The organism is Aurantibacter aestuarii (assembly GCF_003008425.1).
GTDB classification, from domain to species: domain Bacteria; phylum Bacteroidota; class Bacteroidia; order Flavobacteriales; family Flavobacteriaceae; genus Aurantibacter; species Aurantibacter aestuarii.
Genome location: NZ_PXOQ01000007.1, coordinates 320,311 through 336,833 on the forward strand (window position 1 = coordinate 320,311; position 16,523 = coordinate 336,833).

17 protein-coding genes are annotated in these 16,523 nt (G+C 30.5%); 8 read left to right on the forward strand and 9 right to left on the reverse strand.

Annotation, left to right across the window (positions count from 1 at the left end; all coding sequences use genetic code 11):
- Positions 1 to 34 precede the first annotated feature (34 nt).
- Together C7H52_RS02630 and C7H52_RS02635 are read right to left on the reverse strand one after the other, a co-directional pair.
- On the reverse strand, positions 35 to 541 hold the full coding sequence (locus C7H52_RS02630; RefSeq protein ID WP_106462332.1) for a nuclear transport factor 2 family protein: 507 nt from the start codon (positions 539 to 541) through the stop codon (positions 35 to 37).
- 9 nt (positions 542 to 550) lie between these two features.
- A complete protein-coding gene (locus tag C7H52_RS02635) occupies positions 551 to 1,066 on the reverse strand; it encodes a hypothetical protein (RefSeq protein WP_106462333.1) in 516 nt (171 codons plus the stop codon).
- Between the two features lie 138 nt (positions 1,067 to 1,204).
- On the opposite strand from C7H52_RS02635, the gene C7H52_RS02640 reads away from it, so the two are divergent.
- Complete coding sequence (locus tag C7H52_RS02640; RefSeq protein WP_106462334.1) at positions 1,205 to 2,146, forward strand: NAD-dependent epimerase/dehydratase family protein; 942 nt, start codon at positions 1,205 to 1,207, stop codon at positions 2,144 to 2,146.
- 31 nt (positions 2,147 to 2,177) lie between these two features.
- Here C7H52_RS02640 and C7H52_RS02645 read toward each other — a convergent pair whose 3' ends face one another.
- Positions 2,178 to 2,918: a hypothetical protein gene (locus C7H52_RS02645; protein ID WP_106462335.1), complete on the reverse strand. Its 741-nt coding sequence runs from the start codon at positions 2,916 to 2,918 to the stop codon at positions 2,178 to 2,180.
- 110 nt (positions 2,919 to 3,028) lie between these two features.
- Here C7H52_RS02645 and C7H52_RS02650 point away from each other — a divergent pair, with 110 nt between their 5' ends.
- The 3 genes from C7H52_RS02650 (at position 3,029) to mscL (ending at position 5,253) form a co-directional block, all read left to right on the forward strand.
- On the forward strand, positions 3,029 to 3,673 hold the full coding sequence (locus tag C7H52_RS02650; RefSeq protein WP_106462336.1) for a thymidine kinase: 645 nt from the start codon (positions 3,029 to 3,031) through the stop codon (positions 3,671 to 3,673).
- Positions 3,666 to 4,772: an alanine racemase gene (alr, locus tag C7H52_RS02655; protein ID WP_106462337.1), complete on the forward strand. Its 1,107-nt coding sequence runs from the start codon at positions 3,666 to 3,668 to the stop codon at positions 4,770 to 4,772. Before C7H52_RS02650 ends, alr begins: the two co-directional genes overlap by 8 nt.
- A 79-nt stretch (positions 4,773 to 4,851) precedes the next feature.
- The gene (mscL, locus tag C7H52_RS02660) at positions 4,852 to 5,253 is read left to right on the forward strand and encodes a large conductance mechanosensitive channel protein MscL (RefSeq protein ID WP_106462338.1); all 402 of its coding nucleotides are present in this window, start codon (positions 4,852 to 4,854) and stop codon (positions 5,251 to 5,253) included.
- 80 nt (positions 5,254 to 5,333) lie between these two features.
- On the opposite strand, the gene C7H52_RS02665 is transcribed toward mscL, so the two are convergent.
- The 6 genes from C7H52_RS02665 to trhO form a co-directional block, all read right to left on the reverse strand.
- Positions 5,334 to 6,755, reverse strand: coding sequence for a flotillin family protein (locus C7H52_RS02665; RefSeq protein WP_106462339.1), 1,422 nt, complete (start codon positions 6,753 to 6,755; stop codon positions 5,334 to 5,336).
- An 8-nt stretch (positions 6,756 to 6,763) separates the two neighbouring features.
- Positions 6,764 to 7,339, reverse strand: a complete 576-nt coding sequence (locus C7H52_RS02670; protein ID WP_106462340.1) for a hypothetical protein — start codon at positions 7,337 to 7,339, stop codon at positions 6,764 to 6,766.
- Positions 7,340 to 7,638: 299 nt separating this feature from the next.
- A complete protein-coding gene (locus C7H52_RS02675; protein WP_106462341.1) occupies positions 7,639 to 8,313 on the reverse strand; it encodes a hypothetical protein in 675 nt (224 codons plus the stop codon).
- Positions 8,310 to 9,656, reverse strand: a complete 1,347-nt coding sequence (locus C7H52_RS02680; protein WP_106462342.1) for a B12-binding domain-containing radical SAM protein — start codon at positions 9,654 to 9,656, stop codon at positions 8,310 to 8,312. The genes C7H52_RS02675 and C7H52_RS02680 overlap by 4 nt, the downstream gene beginning before the upstream one ends.
- Before the next feature lie 357 nt (positions 9,657 to 10,013).
- Positions 10,014 to 11,156: a helix-turn-helix domain-containing protein gene (locus C7H52_RS02685; RefSeq protein WP_106462343.1), complete on the reverse strand. Its 1,143-nt coding sequence runs from the start codon at positions 11,154 to 11,156 to the stop codon at positions 10,014 to 10,016.
- Complete coding sequence (trhO, locus tag C7H52_RS02690; RefSeq protein WP_106462344.1) at positions 11,157 to 12,236, reverse strand: oxygen-dependent tRNA uridine(34) hydroxylase TrhO; 1,080 nt, start codon at positions 12,234 to 12,236, stop codon at positions 11,157 to 11,159. It abuts the gene before it with no gap.
- 448 nt (positions 12,237 to 12,684) lie between these two features.
- Between trhO and recA the strand changes: the two genes are divergently transcribed.
- From recA to C7H52_RS02710, 4 genes are all read left to right on the forward strand, one after another.
- On the forward strand, positions 12,685 to 13,689 hold the full coding sequence (gene recA, locus C7H52_RS02695; protein ID WP_106462345.1) for a recombinase RecA: 1,005 nt from the start codon (positions 12,685 to 12,687) through the stop codon (positions 13,687 to 13,689).
- Between the two features lie 89 nt (positions 13,690 to 13,778).
- Positions 13,779 to 14,192 (forward strand): hypothetical protein, encoded by a 414-nt coding sequence (locus C7H52_RS02700; RefSeq protein ID WP_106462346.1) that lies wholly within the window; start codon positions 13,779 to 13,781, stop codon positions 14,190 to 14,192.
- 20 nt (positions 14,193 to 14,212) lie between these two features.
- Positions 14,213 to 14,764: an RNA polymerase sigma factor gene (locus C7H52_RS02705; protein WP_106462347.1), complete on the forward strand. Its 552-nt coding sequence runs from the start codon at positions 14,213 to 14,215 to the stop codon at positions 14,762 to 14,764.
- Positions 14,765 to 16,453, forward strand: coding sequence for a hypothetical protein (locus C7H52_RS02710; RefSeq protein WP_106462348.1), 1,689 nt, complete (start codon positions 14,765 to 14,767; stop codon positions 16,451 to 16,453). It abuts the gene before it with no gap.
- Positions 16,454 to 16,523: the final 70 nt, after the last annotated feature.

Here is a 16,523-nt window from a genome sequence, read left to right on the forward strand (position 1 = left end):
GATTATTTAACAAAATCATCGACGAACTGCGCGTTTACTGATATTTAAGTTTTGTTTGTAATTCAATTATTTTTTTAATTTTTACCACCTCATCTACATTTTCATTAGGAATAGTCATTGATAATACATAATGTTGAATCTTCCATCCTTTTGAGGTTAATATTAATACTCCAGAACCTCTACAAATTTCCATTTGCGTGTCTAATAATTCATCAAACCAGGCTATACCTCCTTCAATATTTATATAAACATGACGTTCTAAGGTAGAAAAACTCCACGCTTTTCCTCTATCAAAGTAAGGTTTTGCAAATGTTTTAAAATCTTCTAAATGCCAATTTTCTGTAGCATCAGTCCCAATAAATATGGCATCCTTACTCATTTTTGAAAAATAATTTTCATAATTGGCTTGCGCTGCTGCTTCATGCCATTCATTTAGTACCAAGTTCACTTGTGCAATAGGGTCTTTTACATCTGTAATCTGTTTTGTACTACTACAACTTGTAAATAATAGTATTGTAATTAAAGTTATGACTTTGTTCATTGACTATTTTTAATAAGGTCTGATAATAATTTGAGCCTCCTTTTCTAGTTTTTTATTTATCTGAAGATTAAGGTTAGAGAAAGCTACTAAGACTTCCTTCACATATTTTAAATCGCTCTTAAATAATTTTTTTTTAAAGCCTAATTCGTCCTTCAGACGATACATGTGAGTTTCTAGAACTAAGGCACGTGCTTTAATAGGTTGCGTGTTTAAACTCTCTGGTATATTGGTTTGAAATTCTTTAAAAGTCGTATCAAACACATCTTTTTCTTTATTAAAGAAATCAAAATTTAAATTTTTAATCTGTTCAATTTCTGAAGCAATAGTTTGATACGACTTCCATTCGCTTGCTAAAACTGATGCTTTAGCATCTAATAAGTAATCATTAAATTTTAGTGCTGAAATAGTTTCTTTAGTCAAAAATGCTTCTTGCTTTTTTGAAATGTCACTTGTTTTTTGAGCAACATCGTCATTTTTACAACTTAAGACCAATAGAAAAATTAATATACTATAATATTTAATCATTTGTAATGCTGTTTATTACAAATATAATGGGATAAAAGAAATGTTTAGCGATTAAACTACAAATTATTGAATCACCATATTTAGTTGTTTTTATTATATTTATTATATTTTTACGTCTGTAAAATTGATAATTTCATAATGGCAGGTAAAATACTAATTATTGGAGCTGGCGGACAAATTGGATCTGAATTAACACAAGCACTAAGAGCAAAATACGGGAACAGCAATGTTATCGCATCAGACATTAATTATAATAATGTAGCCTTAGTCAATTCAGGAACTTTTGAGATTTTAGATGCTCAGGATTATAACGCTATACAGATTTGTTGTAAAAAACATAATGTAAAAACCATATACTTAATGGCAGCACTTCTAAGTGCTACTGGAGAAAAATTTCCTATCAAAGCTTGGGACTTAAATACAGAATCTCTATTTCATGTTTTAAATCTCGCTAAAGCTAAACTTATTGATAAAATTTTCTGGCCTTCAAGTATTGCCGTATTTGGACCAACAACACCAAAAGAAAATACGCCCCAATATACAGTTATGGAACCAAGCACAGTTTATGGTATTACAAAACAGGTTGGAGAGCGCTGGTGTGAATACTATTTTAATAAATATGGGGTTGATGTTAGAAGTATAAGATATCCAGGTTTAATTAGCTGGAAAACTCAGCCTGGAGGAGGCACCACAGATTATGCTGTAGAAATTTACCATGAAGCTATTAAGCACAAGAAGTATGAGTGTTTTTTAAGTGAAGATAGCCGTTTACCTATGTTATATATGGATGATGCCATAAAAGCTACCATAGATCTAATGGACGCCGATGCAGAAGACATAAAAATTAGATCTTCCTATAACTTGGCAGGAGTAAGTTTTACTCCAAAAGAAATTGCTGCGACAATTACTAAACATATTCCTGAATTTGAAATAAGCTACAATCCAGACTTTAGACAACAAATTGCCGATAGTTGGCCTGGCAGCATAAATGATGATGAAGCCAGAGCACAATGGAACTGGAAACATCAATACGATTTAGATGCTATTACAAAAGATATGATAAAACACCTAAAAGCATAAAAAAAGAGACCTAATTTAAGGTCTCTTTTTTTTAACTATCAAATCGAGCTTCCAAAAGCTCCATAAATCTGTTTTCGTAATCTTCTTTACCTTCCCAATTACTATAGTCTGGTTTAATTAAATTTTGTACTAATGCCGAAGCTTCCATAAAACTACCCGATGTATTTAATTGTGACAGCACTCTATTATAATCATCTGTGTTTCCATCAAATAAGTGTTTTATAAAAGCAATTTTATCATTTAAACCTATTTTAAATTCGCCTTTATTAAACATATCGTTTAAACTTTTCTTTTCAGAAGTTACACGATCTACCGGATCAAAAACTGGAGTTTCTTTGTAGGCAGAGGTAATATCTTCAAAATCATTTTTTTTCTGACTGTAAGTTTTAGCCTCTTTAATTTCTTCAAAAATTTCGTCCATTTTGTCTGCCTCCATTGGCATTTGTGCCACCATATCTTTAATGGTCTCCATTAATGGCTCTGTAATGGCTTCATTTTCATTCTCATCAACATTAATATAGGTCTTATTCTCTACCTCTATATTATCGCTAATTTTATTATTAAATGCGGTATCCAGCATGCCAAAAAACGAAGAATCGTTACCTATAGTTGGTAATTTTTCGTCAAAATTTTCGTTTGCAAATTTCAGAACGGTTAATTTTTCATATAAAGCTGAAACCTCAGCATGCATTTTAGCAACATCTTCTTTTCCTTTTAACTTTAGAATCCTGTGCGCAATGCTCATTAATTCTGATTCTAACTTCTTCTTCATAACTATTTTTTATATAAAATTAAATTAATGCGATTTAAGAGACCTATTTTTAATAAATTTGGATGACTTAAAGAAACGAATAATTTTCGTTTTAGGCTTAAAATTACAAAATGTTTCTTGAAAATACAGTAAATCAAAAAGAACAATTTGGATGGATTGAAGTCATTTGTGGCTCAATGTTTTCTGGAAAAACCGAAGAACTTATTCGAAGGTTAAAGCGTGCCCAATTTGCAAAACAAAAGGTAGAAATCTTTAAACCTGCTTTAGATACACGTTATGACGAAGAAATGGTTGTGTCTCATGATGCCAACCAAATACGCTCTACGCCAGTTCCTGCAGCTGCTAATATTCCTATTTTAGCCGATGGTTGTGATGTGGTAGGAATTGATGAAGCACAGTTTTTTGATGATGAAATTGTACGCGTTTGTAATGACTTAGCTAATAAAGGGATCCGAGTGATAGTTGCGGGATTAGATATGGATTTTAAAGGCAACCCATTTGGCCCGATGCCTTTCCTTATGGCTACTGCAGAATATGTTACTAAAGTTCATGCGGTTTGTACAAAAACCGGTAACCTTGCCCAATACAGTCATAGAAAAACTAGTAATGAAAATATTGTAATGCTTGGAGAGACTAATGAGTACGAGCCGTTAAGCCGAGCAGCTTATTACAAAGCCACGACCCGAGAGAAAATTAGAAAAATGAATGTTGAATCGGAAACGGTTTCTAATAAAATCGATCCAGAAAATGTCTAGTTTTAGGGAAACGGTTTTAGAAATTGATTTGAATGCCGTAACACATAATTTTAAGGTTTTAAAATCTAAACTTCAACCTGAAACTAAAATTTTAGCAGTAGTTAAAGCATTTGCTTACGGAAGCGATGCTCAAGTAATTGCAAAACATTTACAAGGGTTAGAGATCGACTATTTTGCAGTTGCTTATGTAAAAGAAGGTATTGCCTTGCGTGAGGCTGGGATAACAAAACCTATTTTGGTACTACATTGTCAGCCTATAAACTTCCCATTAATTATAGAGCATTGTTTAGAGCCTAGTTTATATTCTGAAAGAATTCTAAAGGAATTTATTACTATTGCAGATCAGAAAAAGCAAACGGATTATCCTGTACATATTAAATTTAACACTGGTTTGAATAGACTGGGATTTGCTGTAGGAACCGTTAATTTAATTTCATCTTATTTAAAACAAACCACAAGCATTAGAGTGGCTTCTATATTTTCTCACCTTGCTGCGAGTGAAGATGACAACGAGAAACCTTTCACCTTAAAACAAATTGAAGACTTTAAAATAGCCTCTACCAATTTAAGAAGTTTATTAGATTATAAGCCCTTTTTACATTTATGTAACACCTCTGGAATATTAAATTTTCCACAAGCACATTTTGATATGGTTAGAAGTGGCATTGGTATTTATGGTTTTGGTAACGATAATAAATTTAACTCTTGGTTTCAACCTATTTCTACTTTAAAAACCTGTATCTCACAAATTCATTATTTAAAAGCTGGAGATAGTTTAGGATATAACAGAGCTTATATTGCTAATAAAGAAACTGTTACGGCGACTTTACCTATAGGCCATGCAGATGGGATCCATAGAAGTTTAGGGAAAGGAAAAGGATATGTAATGATAAATAACAAAAGAGCAGCTATAATTGGTAATGTTTGTATGGATATGATTATGGTAGATGTTACAGATATTGATTGCGCGGAAGGCGATGAAGTGATTATTTTTGATAAAACTAATAGTGCCAATTTATTAGCTGAAAAAGCAGAATCTATATCGTACGAGCTTATTACTAGTATTTCACAAAGAGTTAAAAGAACATTTATTAGGTAAACTCATAAGAGCTAGGTAGAGCACTTAAATTTCAATCTTTTTATTTAACTTAGTAAAATAACTATTAATCAATCATATTATGTTAAAAGAATTTAAGGAATTTGCCATGAAAGGCAATCTGGTAGACATTGCTGTTGCATTTGTAATGGGTGCAGCGTTTAACAATGTTGTAAAGTCGTTTACTGGAGGAATAGTTTCTCCTTTAGTAGGCTTAATTTTTAATACCGATTTTAAAGATTTAAAATGGGTAGCAAAAGAAGGAACCGTTAATGAAGCTGGAGAAATGGTTGGAGAAGTCGCTGTTTTATATGGCGAGTTTATTACTAATGTCTTAGACTTTGTTATTGTAGCATTTGTTATGTTTATGCTTATAAAAGGTATTGAGAAAACTAAAAAGAAAAAAGAAGAAGCTCCTGCTGCTCCAAAAGGACCAACACAAGAAGAATTATTAATAGAAATTAGAGATGCTTTAAAGAAGTAGTTCTTTAAATTTAAATATTTAAAAAGCCCAATTTCTTAATTAGAAATTGGGCTTTTGTTATATTATAAAAGTATGACAATCTATTTATTCTCAGTTTTATCTTCTGGTTTAACTTCTGTTACTTCTTCAACGTCTTCACCTTTTAAATAATTAGGTAATTGCATTCCAGCCATGTTAAACATGTCTTGTAGTGGCGGAACAGACTTATACATTCCTGATAAAAAATTAGCTGTAGAAGATTTTCCATCTTCACCAGAACCGCCATTTTCCCAAACGGTTACTTTATCAATTTTAATATTTTTAATTGCTTCTGCTTGTGTTTTTACCAATTCCGGTAATTTATCTGCAATTAATAATAATACTGCATCTTTAGAATTGTTTCCTGCTGCTTTTACTATTTGGTCTAAACCAGCTGCTTGTTTGGTTAATACTTCGTATAAACCTTGTGCTTCGGCTTGTGCTTTAAATAAAATAGCGTCGGCTTCACCTTTTGCTATTCTCCTAATATTTTCGGCACGTGCTTCTGCATCAATTTCAACTTTACGTTTATCAATTTCTGCTGGAACTATAATATCTGCTTGTTGAGAAGAACGTTCTCTTTCTGCTCTAGCTGTTTCAGCTTCTTGTTCTGCCGCATAAGATTCTTTTAAAGCATTTGCACTTTGAACTTTTTCAGATGCAATTGCTGTACGCTCTGCTTCTGCTTCTCGTTGTCTTCTTAAAGAATCTGAGTTTGCAACTGCAATTTTTGCAGTATTCTCTCCTTCGACCGCTTGCGCATTTGCTGCTGCCACTTGTGTACGCTCGTCTTGTAAAGCATTGGCCTCTCCAATCGAGCCATCTCTGTTTTTTTCAGCAACCGACTTACGAGCAGCATTAATGGCATGAGCTGCTGCTTCCTTACCTAACGCCTCAATATATCCAGATTCATCAACAATATCAGTAATATTTACGTTTATAAGTTTTAAACCTACTTTCTTAAGTTCAGATTCAACACTATCAGAAATATTAGTTAAAAACTTATCTCTATCATTATTAATTTCTTCAATATCCATTGAAGCTACCACTAAACGTAATTGCCCAAAAATAATTTCTTGCGCCAATTCTTGAATTTGGTTTTGCCCTAAACCTAATAAACGTTCTGCAGCATTTTGCATAATTCCAGGTTCTGTTGAAACCCCAATTGTAAAACGAGAAGGTACATTTACACGAATATTTTGCTTAGAAAGTGCATTAACCAAGTTAACTTCTATAGAAATTGGTGTTAATTCTAGAAACTCGTAATCTTGAATTACTGGCAATATAAATGCTGCACCACCATGAATACATTTGGCTGATTGTCCACCTCCAACTTTACCGTAAACTACAAGTATGCGATCGGAAGGACAACGTTTATAGCGTTTAATTAAAACAATTAGAAAAACAAATACGAAAAGTACTGCTGCAACTATTGCAATTGGAAAGCCTAAATTTAAGGCATCTGGAGAGGTTTGTAAAAACATAATTTAATTTAGTTATTTAATTTTTCTATGATTAAAATGCCGTTTGGAGTGACTTCTGTAACTTTTACGACCGTTCCTGTATTTAAAGGTGTTTCAGAATCAGTTAAAGCATCTAACTCTCTCAAAGAACCTTGAATTCTAATACTTACTTTTCCTATTTTAGAACGTTTGGCGTTAACAGTTAAATAAACTTCACCAATCTGGTTTATAGCATTTTTGTAAACTAACGTTCCACTATCATTAAGTTTTCGCATATAATAAAACATTGCTGCCATTATGGTCATCATAATTAATCCACAAACAAATGAGATTAAAATAGTTATTGGATTAGAAAAGCCAGCATCTAGACAAGCTATTCCCGACCAACCAAAAATTGTAAAAAACCCTACTAAGTTTTTGAATGTTATAAACTGAAATCCAATTCCTGTATCGTTATCAATTTCGGAATCTAAGTCTTCTAACGCTCCAGATTCTCCACCTGCGAAGGTTAAAATTATGATAATGATAAAGAAAAGGGAAGCTATTAAAGCAATTGACCAATAAATTTTTGGAAACAATTCTAAACCCGAATACCAATCTAACATTTTAAAAATTTTAAGTTGAACGAAATATAGTGTGTAAATTCTATATTATGAATATAGGACTATCTTTTTTTAAAATTGTTACAAACAAATACAGATAAAATAATTATTGTTTTTCAATAATTTATACATATTTCTTATAGTCAAAAGTAAATTTAATAGTGGTTAAGAGAAAATTAAATATTTTAAAAACTATTGTATACTTGTTCTGGATTATTGTTGCAATTTAATTTGTAAATTTCATGTTCACTTTGGTGATTTAATAGCTATTAATTTTTTATACAATATTGTTATTAAAGACTTTATTCTTCTTTAAATAATTTTCGCCTGTAATAAACTCCCATTCCATAAGAAATCAATAAAGGTATTGATAAAATTAAAGATAGTCCAGTTAATAACATTAGCACAAAATATGAACTATCATGTGGCGTTGGATTTCTCATTCCACCCATAATATTGAAGACAACTCTATGTAAATTTAGCATTGTTAAAACAGATATAATTACACAAATTGGCATTAGAGTTACAGTAATTATGTCTATTTTACTGAGTTTAGTGAAATGCTTTAAGAAATAGTACAATAATGCTAATCTCCAAATTGCTACAACAGCTAAAAACCAAACATTTATAGTGTTTGAAGTTTCTATTGAAAGAAATTTTTCTACAGGAATTGCATAAAAGATTGCTGGAAATGAAGTCAAGCTTATGAAAGTAACAACAATGAAATAACTCCAGTTATTTATTTTATAAGGAAGTAAAATAAGCCAAATAATTAAGGCTAAAACAAAAATGTATATAATAGAACCTAAACCTAAATGTTGCATCCAATTAGCTCCAGTATCATCCCAATATCTTCCCATTCCAACTAGCCAAGTTCCTATTAAACCTAGAATGAAATGATACTTATTAAAATTTAACATTTCGTCTCTAGTTAACTTAAAGGTTAATAGTTTTATTAAAGTTTTAAATGGACTCATATATTTTTTTTCTGTCGTTTATTTAATAATGTTTGCTTAAAATGTTTTTTTCTATTCGTAACTAATTCTTTAGAGTAAACTCTTTGCATTAGCACCTCAAATTCTCTTTCAAGTTCCTCCACAGAAAAGTTTTTTGGAATGAAATTCACATCAAATAATGTACACTTATCCCAGTAGTTATCTTGTAATAATCTGTTTTGACTTTTTAACTGATTGTAAAGTTCAGTTCCGGGAAAAGGTGTTAGTAAAGTAATTTGTACTTCAGAAAGATTGCTATTAATTATAAACTGTTCTGTTTCTTTAAACGTATCTTTTGTGTCTGTATCAAAACCAAGAATAAAGCAACCATTTACTGAAATTCCATAGGACTGTATTTTGTTAATTGCTTTAAAATAATTATCGAATTGTTTATGTTTCCAGTCTTTTCTATCTATCCCTTTTAAACCTATTTTGTTTACAGTTTCAAATCCAATTAAGACTTGAGCACAGTTTGATTTTGCTAATAATTCTAACAATTCATCATCATAGGCAATAGAAATATCTGTTTCTGTAAACCATTTTATTTTATACTTTCCAAATAGATTTAATAATTCTATCGACCATTTTTTATCTACAAATGTATTATCATCAGCTAACTCAATAAAAGGTCTTTCCCAAACTTCAAGTATTTTGTTAAGTTCTTTTTCGATTTGTGCAATTGATTTCTTTTTGTATGCACTTATTGTTCGTGAAGCTGCACAAAAACTACAATTTAAAGGACAACCTCTTGTTGTTTGAATTGTTAACCTATTGTATTTTGAGATGTCGAGCAATTCATATTTCGGAACTTTACAAGATTTAAAATTGAAAGTATACTTTGGGTTTGAAAGTGAGCTATAAATTGATTTTAGTTCATTGCTTTCAAAATCTTTAAGGATTGTTTCCCAAATTATTTCTCCTTCGCCTTGGATAATAACATCTGCAAATTTTGTAGCTTCTTCTGGCATTGCTGAAACGTGTAGACCTCCAATTGCAACCGTAATTCCAATCTTTTTAAATCGCTTACATAATTCGTAAGTTTCATTAATCCTTGCGGTTAAGGAAGAAAAAGCAATGATATCTGGATTTTCGCTAATTATTTCAAGTATGTCAGATTCTGAATAGTTATCTAATTCCTTATAGACTATATTCCAATTTTCGGGTGTATGAGAGGCAAGAGTTAATAAACCTAAACTTGGCAAACTTGCAATTACTTCGCTTCTTTCTACAAATCCTGGTAAAGTTAGACCAAGTTCAAGTAAGTGTTTGTTATAAACTCTTACGCCGCTCATTGAAATTAAAATGACTTTATAATTTTTTTTCATTTGTAGTTTTAGTCTATTGGGCTCACGACTGTTTAAAGCTTTTAACTAATTATTTAACAAGTAAGGTGTTATTTCCCGATTGTCTCCTGATTGTTGCCTCATGTCTAGTTCTGGAAAAACGATGTTATTTTATAGTCTTTAAAAACAAATAAAGTAGATACATACTCCTTTTTATTAAATAATAAATACAAAGTATTATTTTTTTATATTTTTTGTGTCCTCTAAATTATTGGCGCTTTTGCAACTACAAAAAATTATAGCTAATAATAATATCTTTTTCATGTAATACTGATTTTAAATTTAGTAAACCAATATTACAATGTTATAAAGTTTTGAATGTACCAAATAACAAGATAGTTACAAATTCTGTACATCTTTTTTATACTGCAATGGTGTCTTTTTCACGTGTTTTTTAAAGACTGCATAAAAACTGGTTTTGGAATTAAAGCCAGCTTCTAACCCAATAGATTCTAAAGTATAGTTATTATAAGCTACATTTTTAAGCATCCTTTTTGCATCTTTAACACGTAGCGTATTTAAAAAATCATTAAAGTTTGAATCTGAATTCTTATTAATTAATTGAGAAATATAACCTTCGCTTAAATCTAATTTTAAAGCTATTTTTTTTAAACTCATCTTCGGGTCAAGATGTAGTTTTTCATTTAAAATTAAACCAATAACATTTTTGTACGCCTCTTTTCCTTCTTGAGGTATCATTTTAATCGACTTAGCTTTTTTAGATTTTTGAATTCTAACTTGTCGTAATTGTATTCTTTCTTTTAATTCTAAGGATTTATTAATTCCTACATAACCAATCCAGTAAATCAATAGGGAAATTATAATCCAAAGCGGATAAAATAAAACAGAAGTATTTTTATTTAATATTAAAATAATACAGATAGCTATTAACCAAGCAACACAAATAAGCAGCCCAATGCATATTAATTGTTTTAACCAACTTGTTTGAGCCTTTATAATATTTAGGGTTAGTATATCTTTTTTTTCGTAAATAATTATTGATTTATAGCTAAGTATAATTAGTAGGATATTAAAACAAATAGAGGCTAATTCTAAATAAACGAACAAACCATTTTCAAAATGTGAAGGAAGTAGATATAATTTATTAATAAACAAGCTATAAACACTTTGGATAGTATATAAAATTGATACAATTAAAAAAGGCAGTATTAGTAAAAACTGCCTTTTTAAAGTTATTTTATTTCCTATAAATTTATTGACATACATATAGAACATTGGTAACACTAACCAATGAAAAGGAATAAAAACATATTTTATGAAGCTATACTTTTCGGTTATTTTAGTGTCTAAAAACCAATACTGTAAATTACTTAAAGATAGAAACAACACAATTAATGCTAAATAGATAGTATTATTTGTAATAAACTTCTTCTTACTTAGAACAACTGTGCTAAAAATTAATCCATTAACAATTCCTGAAAATATTAGAAGATTAAATACATTGAAATTTAATTGTCCCATTTAATCCTTTAACTTATCTTTTTTCAAGACTTCAAAGATGTTTCGTAAATCTTTTTTATAAGGTAAATGGTCTGCGCGTCCTTTTTTAAAGATATCGTTACTATTTGCTTGACCTTTTCTTAATTCTTTTTGTTCTTCATAAGGTAAGGCGTGTATTTCTTTACAGCTGGTAGAACAGCAATTATTCATTTCTTCTTTACAAGCATCACATTGCAAGAATAATAAATGGCAGGCATCGTTTGCACAATTAGTATGAACATCATGTGGTGCACCGCATTGGTGACATTTAGCAATAACATCGTCACTAATTTTTTCGGCACGACGATCGTCAAACACAAAATTCTTCCCTATAAATTTATTTTCAATGCCCTCTTCATTGACTTGTCTAGTGTACTCAATTATACCACCTTCTAATTGATACACATTTTTAAAGCCTTTATGTTTGTAATAAGCACTCGCTTTTTCACAGCGTATACCACCCGTACAATACATTAATAGGTTTTTATCTTCTTTATGATCTCGCAAATCGGCCTCAATAATATCTAAACTTTCACGAAACGTATCCACATCTGGGGTAACTGCACCATTAAAATGGCCAATTTCGCTCTCATAATGGTTACGCATATCTACACAAACCGTATTGGGGTTAGAAAGCATTTCATTAAATTCCTTAGCAGAAAGATGAATTCCTTTATTGGTCACATCAAAAGTGTCGTCGTTTAAACCGTCTGCTACAATTTTATCTCTAACCTTAACTTTCAGTTTTAAGAAAGACATATTATCCTGCTCTACAGCAATATTTAAACGGATATCCTTCAAAAAATCGATACTATCCAGATGGTTTTTAAAGGCTTCAAAATGATCGGCTGGTAAAGATAATTGTGCATTAATCCCTTCATGAGCCACATAAATACGTCCTAAAACGTCTAAATTGTTCCATGTAATAAATAAATCGTCTCGTAATTGTTGTGGGTTGCCAATTTGAGCATAGACATAAAAAGATAAGGTTAACCGGTCTTTTCCTGCTTTTTCAATAAGTTCTGCTCGTTCTTTGGCGCTTAATTTGTTGTACAGTTGCATGCTATACTAAGTTTTTAAGGTTAAAGAATAATTTTTGCAAAGGTAGAATATAATTTTAGATATAAAAACCCGCTTATTTTAAACAAAAAAAAAGTCCCTTACGACGATCGTAAAGGACTTTTAATAGACTAACTCGTTATTAATTTTTTAAATTTTTATTTAAAAAATGTTACGAGTTACCCTCCATCGGCTTTACAGCTGCTATTTACTAAAATAGAGACTGAAACGCCTAATGCTTTAAATTGAACTATTTTTCTTAAATATCTCATAATTAACAACTAAAAATTAAAGAGATGTTGTTTTAAAATAGGAGGAATAATTTTCTTTTTCACAGCAATAATTTCCCTATTTATTAAATAGATGCATAAACTTTAAAAAGGTTGCGTCTTAGATTAAAAAAAAATAAAATAGTTGTATTTTAGCCTTACATTTATAGAAATAAGTTATTATGAGCAATGAAAAAGAAGGAAAATTAAAAGCATTAAAATTAACCTTAGATAAATTAGACAAAGCTTACGGGAAAGGCACCGTCATGAAAATGAGTGATGCTGCTGTTGTTGATGTAGATGCTATCCCAACAGGATCTTTAGGTCTAGATATTGCTCTAGGGGTTGGTGGATATCCTAGAGGTCGTGTTATAGAAATTTATGGTCCAGAATCTTCAGGTAAAACCACTTTAACCTTACATGCAATTGCAGAAGCGCAAAAAGCTGGAGGCATTGCTGCCTTTATAGATGCAGAGCATGCATTTGATCGTTTTTATGCAGCTAAATTAGGAGTTGATATAGATAATTTAATTATTTCTCAACCAGATAATGGAGAACAAGCATTAGAAATAGCAGATAATTTAATACGCTCTGGAGCAATTGATATTGTTGTTATAGATTCTGTTGCTGCTTTAACACCTAAAAGCGAAATAGAAGGAGAAATGGGAGATTCTAAAATGGGATTACATGCCCGTTTAATGTCTCAAGCTTTAAGAAAACTTACCGCTTCAATTAGTAAAACCAATTGCACTGTAATTTTTATTAACCAGTTACGAGAAAAAATTGGGGTTATGTTTGGAAACCCAGAAACAACAACTGGAGGTAATGCCCTTAAATTTTACGCGTCTGTTCGTTTAGATATTCGTCGTTCAACTCAAATTAAAGATAGTAATGGTGAGGTTATGGGTAATAAAACTAAAGTAAAGGTGGTTAAAAATAAAGTGGCACCACCATTTAGAACTGCTGAATTTGATATAATGTATGGCGCTGGAGTCTCTAAAGTGGGAGAAATCTTAGATGTCGCTGTAGAAATGGAAATCGTTAAAAAGAGTGGGTCTTGGTTTAGTTATGAAGAGACCAAACTTGGGCAAGGAAGAGATGCTGTAAAAGCTATTATTGAAGATAACCCAGAATTATTTGATGAACTGGAACAAAAAATTAAATCTCAACTCAAAGAATTGGCTTAATTTTAAAAAAATCTCGTGTTAAACGAGATTTTTTTTATTTACACGCAACCTTTTTGTAAATTAAGTATCTTAATATCAAAGACCTATTTATGAAAAAGAATGTTTTATACATTTTACTCTGCTCCTTTTTTGCCCTATCCTGCAGTGTAGATGATGATAGTATTGAAGATTACCAGCAGTTGTTACCAGTAGATAATGTAATTATACCACAGACAGTAGAAGTGGGCGTAGCTGAAGATATTATTATTAATTATAATAGACCAACAAACTGTCATGCGTTTAATGATATTTATTATGCTAAAAACACTAATGAAAGAACTGTGGCTATTATAAGCACCTATTTTGCAAGTAATGGTAACTGTTCTCCATTAAATGCAAACACAGAAGCCTCTTTTCGTTTTAAAGCCGAGGAGGAAGGAACTTATGTGTTTAAATTTTGGCAAGGTAAGGATGATAACGATCAAGATGTATATTTAACATATGAAGTGGAAGCTATAGATTAATAACTAAACACCTGATTAATTTGAGTTTGGAGCAACTCATACAAAAATGTAAATTAAATGATACTAAAGCACAAAGTGAATTATATAAACTCTTTTCGAGTAAATTATTTACTGTATGCTTGAAGTACTCAAGAAGCTATGCCGAAGCTCAAGATAATTTACAGGATGCTTTTTTGTTAATTTTTGAAAAAATAAATCAATATAATCATCAAGGCTCTTTTGAAGGATGGCTTAAAAGAGTTACTATAAATAATACATTACAACGTTATAGAAAAACATCTGTTTTCAAAATTGTAGATGAAGAGCAAATTGAAGACAAAACAATAGACATTAATGATGACGAAACTGAAGACATTCCTTTACAGTTTTTATTGGAATGTATTCAAAATTTACCCGACCGCTACAGAATGGTTTTTAACCTTTATGTTATGGATGGGTTTTCGCATAAAGAAATAAGCGATTTATTACATATTACAACCGGCACCTCTAAATCTAATTTAAATAGAGCTCGGGTATTATTAAAAGATCGTGTAAACCAGTATAAAACAAGACAAAATTCTCATAATTCATAAATGAGCCAAAAAAAACACATAGACCGACTGTTTCAAGAAAAGTTTAAAGACTTTGAAGCTACGCCAGACAAACAAGTTTGGAAAAATATAGAGAAACAACTTCAAAAGAACACATCAAATACTACTCCAAAATTAATACCTATTTGGTCAAGGATTTCTGGTATTGCTGCTGCGTTGATTGTACTATTAACCTCGGGTATTTATCTATATACTTCAACCAACACATCACCTGTCATAAATACAAAGTCTAATAAAGAAGATTCAAAAATCACTCTAAACAAACAGTCTAAGCTAAATGAAATTAATACTTCAGAAAGTAATGGCAAAGTTGTTTACAATTCTTCGGATGATAAGAAATTAAACCACCAAAATTACGATAGCTCAAACAATACAGATGTATCTGTAACGGATAAAAATGTTAGTAAAAATAAATTAAACACAATTAACAGTTCCACAACTAACGACGGATTAGTTAATAATAATTCTTCAAAAGAAATTCTAATTTCGCCAAATTCTAAACATAACATAGATAATAAAACACTTAAATTAAATAACACTAAAGAGGAACGTTATAGCAACAAACTTCAAAAAAATACTAAAAATAATTCATCCAATACTTCAAATAAAGACCAATTGGTAAATAGCACTTCATTAAATAACCATTTATCGACCAATACAAACAAGAGTATTAAAAACTATACAAATACTGCAAATAACACACTTAATAAGTTAAGTGCTTCAACATTAAAAAAACAAAACTCAACTAAAGTATTAGAAAAGAATTCATCTTTTAGTTCTAACTATTCTAGAAAGCAAACCACCACAAATTCTAACAAAACATTATATGGAGTGTCAAAACCGTTGGTTTTATTAGCTCCAGATTCAATTTCAAGCTATAATATTATAATAAGAGATGCTAAAAGTATAGAAGCCGCTATAGCAGAAAGTAAAAAGTTACTAGAAAAAGAAAAAATTGGTCACAGGTGGTCTGTTTCTCCAAATATTGCACCTGTATATTATAACTCTTTTGGAGAAGGATCTCAATTTGGAAGCCAGTTTAATAACAATAGTAAAAGTGGAGAGGTTAACACCAGTTACGGAGTTTCTGTAGGATATACTGTAAATAAAAAAATTAAAGTACGTACTGGTATAAATAAATTAAACTTAAGTTATGATACGGACGATGTTATTGTTTTTGAAAGCGTGAGCAACACTAAACCGGACTCTTTTATGAATATCGATTTTTATTCTTCTGTTAACAATCAAGGGGTAAGTGTAATTAGTGCAGATAATTTAGCCATACAACAAATTAATAGTGAATTAAACTTTAACGCTGCTCTAAGTCAACGAATTAGTTATTTAGAGGTACCCGTAGAGCTTGAATATACTTTAAGTAATTCTAGATTTGGGGTAAGTATAATTGGTGGTTTAAGTACTTTTCTATTAGAAAATAATTTAGTAGTTTCGGAATTTGATGGCTATAAAACGGATATAGGAGAAGCTAACAATATAAATAATGTTAGTTTTAGCACAAATTTAGGTTTAGGGTTAAATTATAAGTTTAGTAAATCTTTTATTTATATATTTGAGCCAACATTTAAATATCAAATTAACGGGTTCTCAAACACCTCGGGTAATTTTAACCCATATATTATTGGTGTCTATACAGGATTTAGTTACAAATTTTAGTTCTAGGTTTTTAGTTGGTTAAACTTTTACTATATGCTAAGTCCGACACCAAGAAAGGCAATTCTCTCGA

Bases quoted from the DNA above. Each gene is read 5' to 3' on its own strand.
- C7H52_RS02630 (WP_106462332.1), bottom strand. From the start codon at position 541: ATGAACAAAGTCATAACTTTAATTACAATACTATTATTTACAAGTTGT.
- C7H52_RS02635 (WP_106462333.1), bottom strand. From the start codon at position 1,066: ATGATTAAATATTATAGTATATTAATTTTTCTATTGGTCTTAAGTTGT.
- C7H52_RS02640 (WP_106462334.1), top strand. From the start codon at position 1,205: ATGGCAGGTAAAATACTAATTATTGGAGCTGGCGGACAAATTGGATCT.
- C7H52_RS02645 (WP_106462335.1), bottom strand. From the start codon at position 2,918: ATGAAGAAGAAGTTAGAATCAGAATTAATGAGCATTGCGCACAGGATT.
- C7H52_RS02650 (WP_106462336.1), top strand. From the start codon at position 3,029: ATGTTTCTTGAAAATACAGTAAATCAAAAAGAACAATTTGGATGGATT.
- alr (WP_106462337.1), top strand. From the start codon at position 3,666: ATGTCTAGTTTTAGGGAAACGGTTTTAGAAATTGATTTGAATGCCGTA.
- mscL (WP_106462338.1), top strand. From the start codon at position 4,852: ATGTTAAAAGAATTTAAGGAATTTGCCATGAAAGGCAATCTGGTAGAC.
- C7H52_RS02665 (WP_106462339.1), bottom strand. From the start codon at position 6,755: ATGTTTTTACAAACCTCTCCAGATGCCTTAAATTTAGGCTTTCCAATT.
- C7H52_RS02670 (WP_106462340.1), bottom strand. From the start codon at position 7,339: ATGTTAGATTGGTATTCGGGTTTAGAATTGTTTCCAAAAATTTATTGG.
- C7H52_RS02675 (WP_106462341.1), bottom strand. From the start codon at position 8,313: ATGAGTCCATTTAAAACTTTAATAAAACTATTAACCTTTAAGTTAACT.
- C7H52_RS02680 (WP_106462342.1), bottom strand. From the start codon at position 9,656: ATGAAAAAAAATTATAAAGTCATTTTAATTTCAATGAGCGGCGTAAGA.
- C7H52_RS02685 (WP_106462343.1), bottom strand. From the start codon at position 11,156: ATGGGACAATTAAATTTCAATGTATTTAATCTTCTAATATTTTCAGGA.
- trhO (WP_106462344.1), bottom strand. From the start codon at position 12,236: ATGCAACTGTACAACAAATTAAGCGCCAAAGAACGAGCAGAACTTATT.
- recA (WP_106462345.1), top strand. From the start codon at position 12,685: ATGAGCAATGAAAAAGAAGGAAAATTAAAAGCATTAAAATTAACCTTA.
- C7H52_RS02700 (WP_106462346.1), top strand. From the start codon at position 13,779: ATGAAAAAGAATGTTTTATACATTTTACTCTGCTCCTTTTTTGCCCTA.
- C7H52_RS02710 (WP_106462348.1), top strand. From the start codon at position 14,765: ATGAGCCAAAAAAAACACATAGACCGACTGTTTCAAGAAAAGTTTAAA.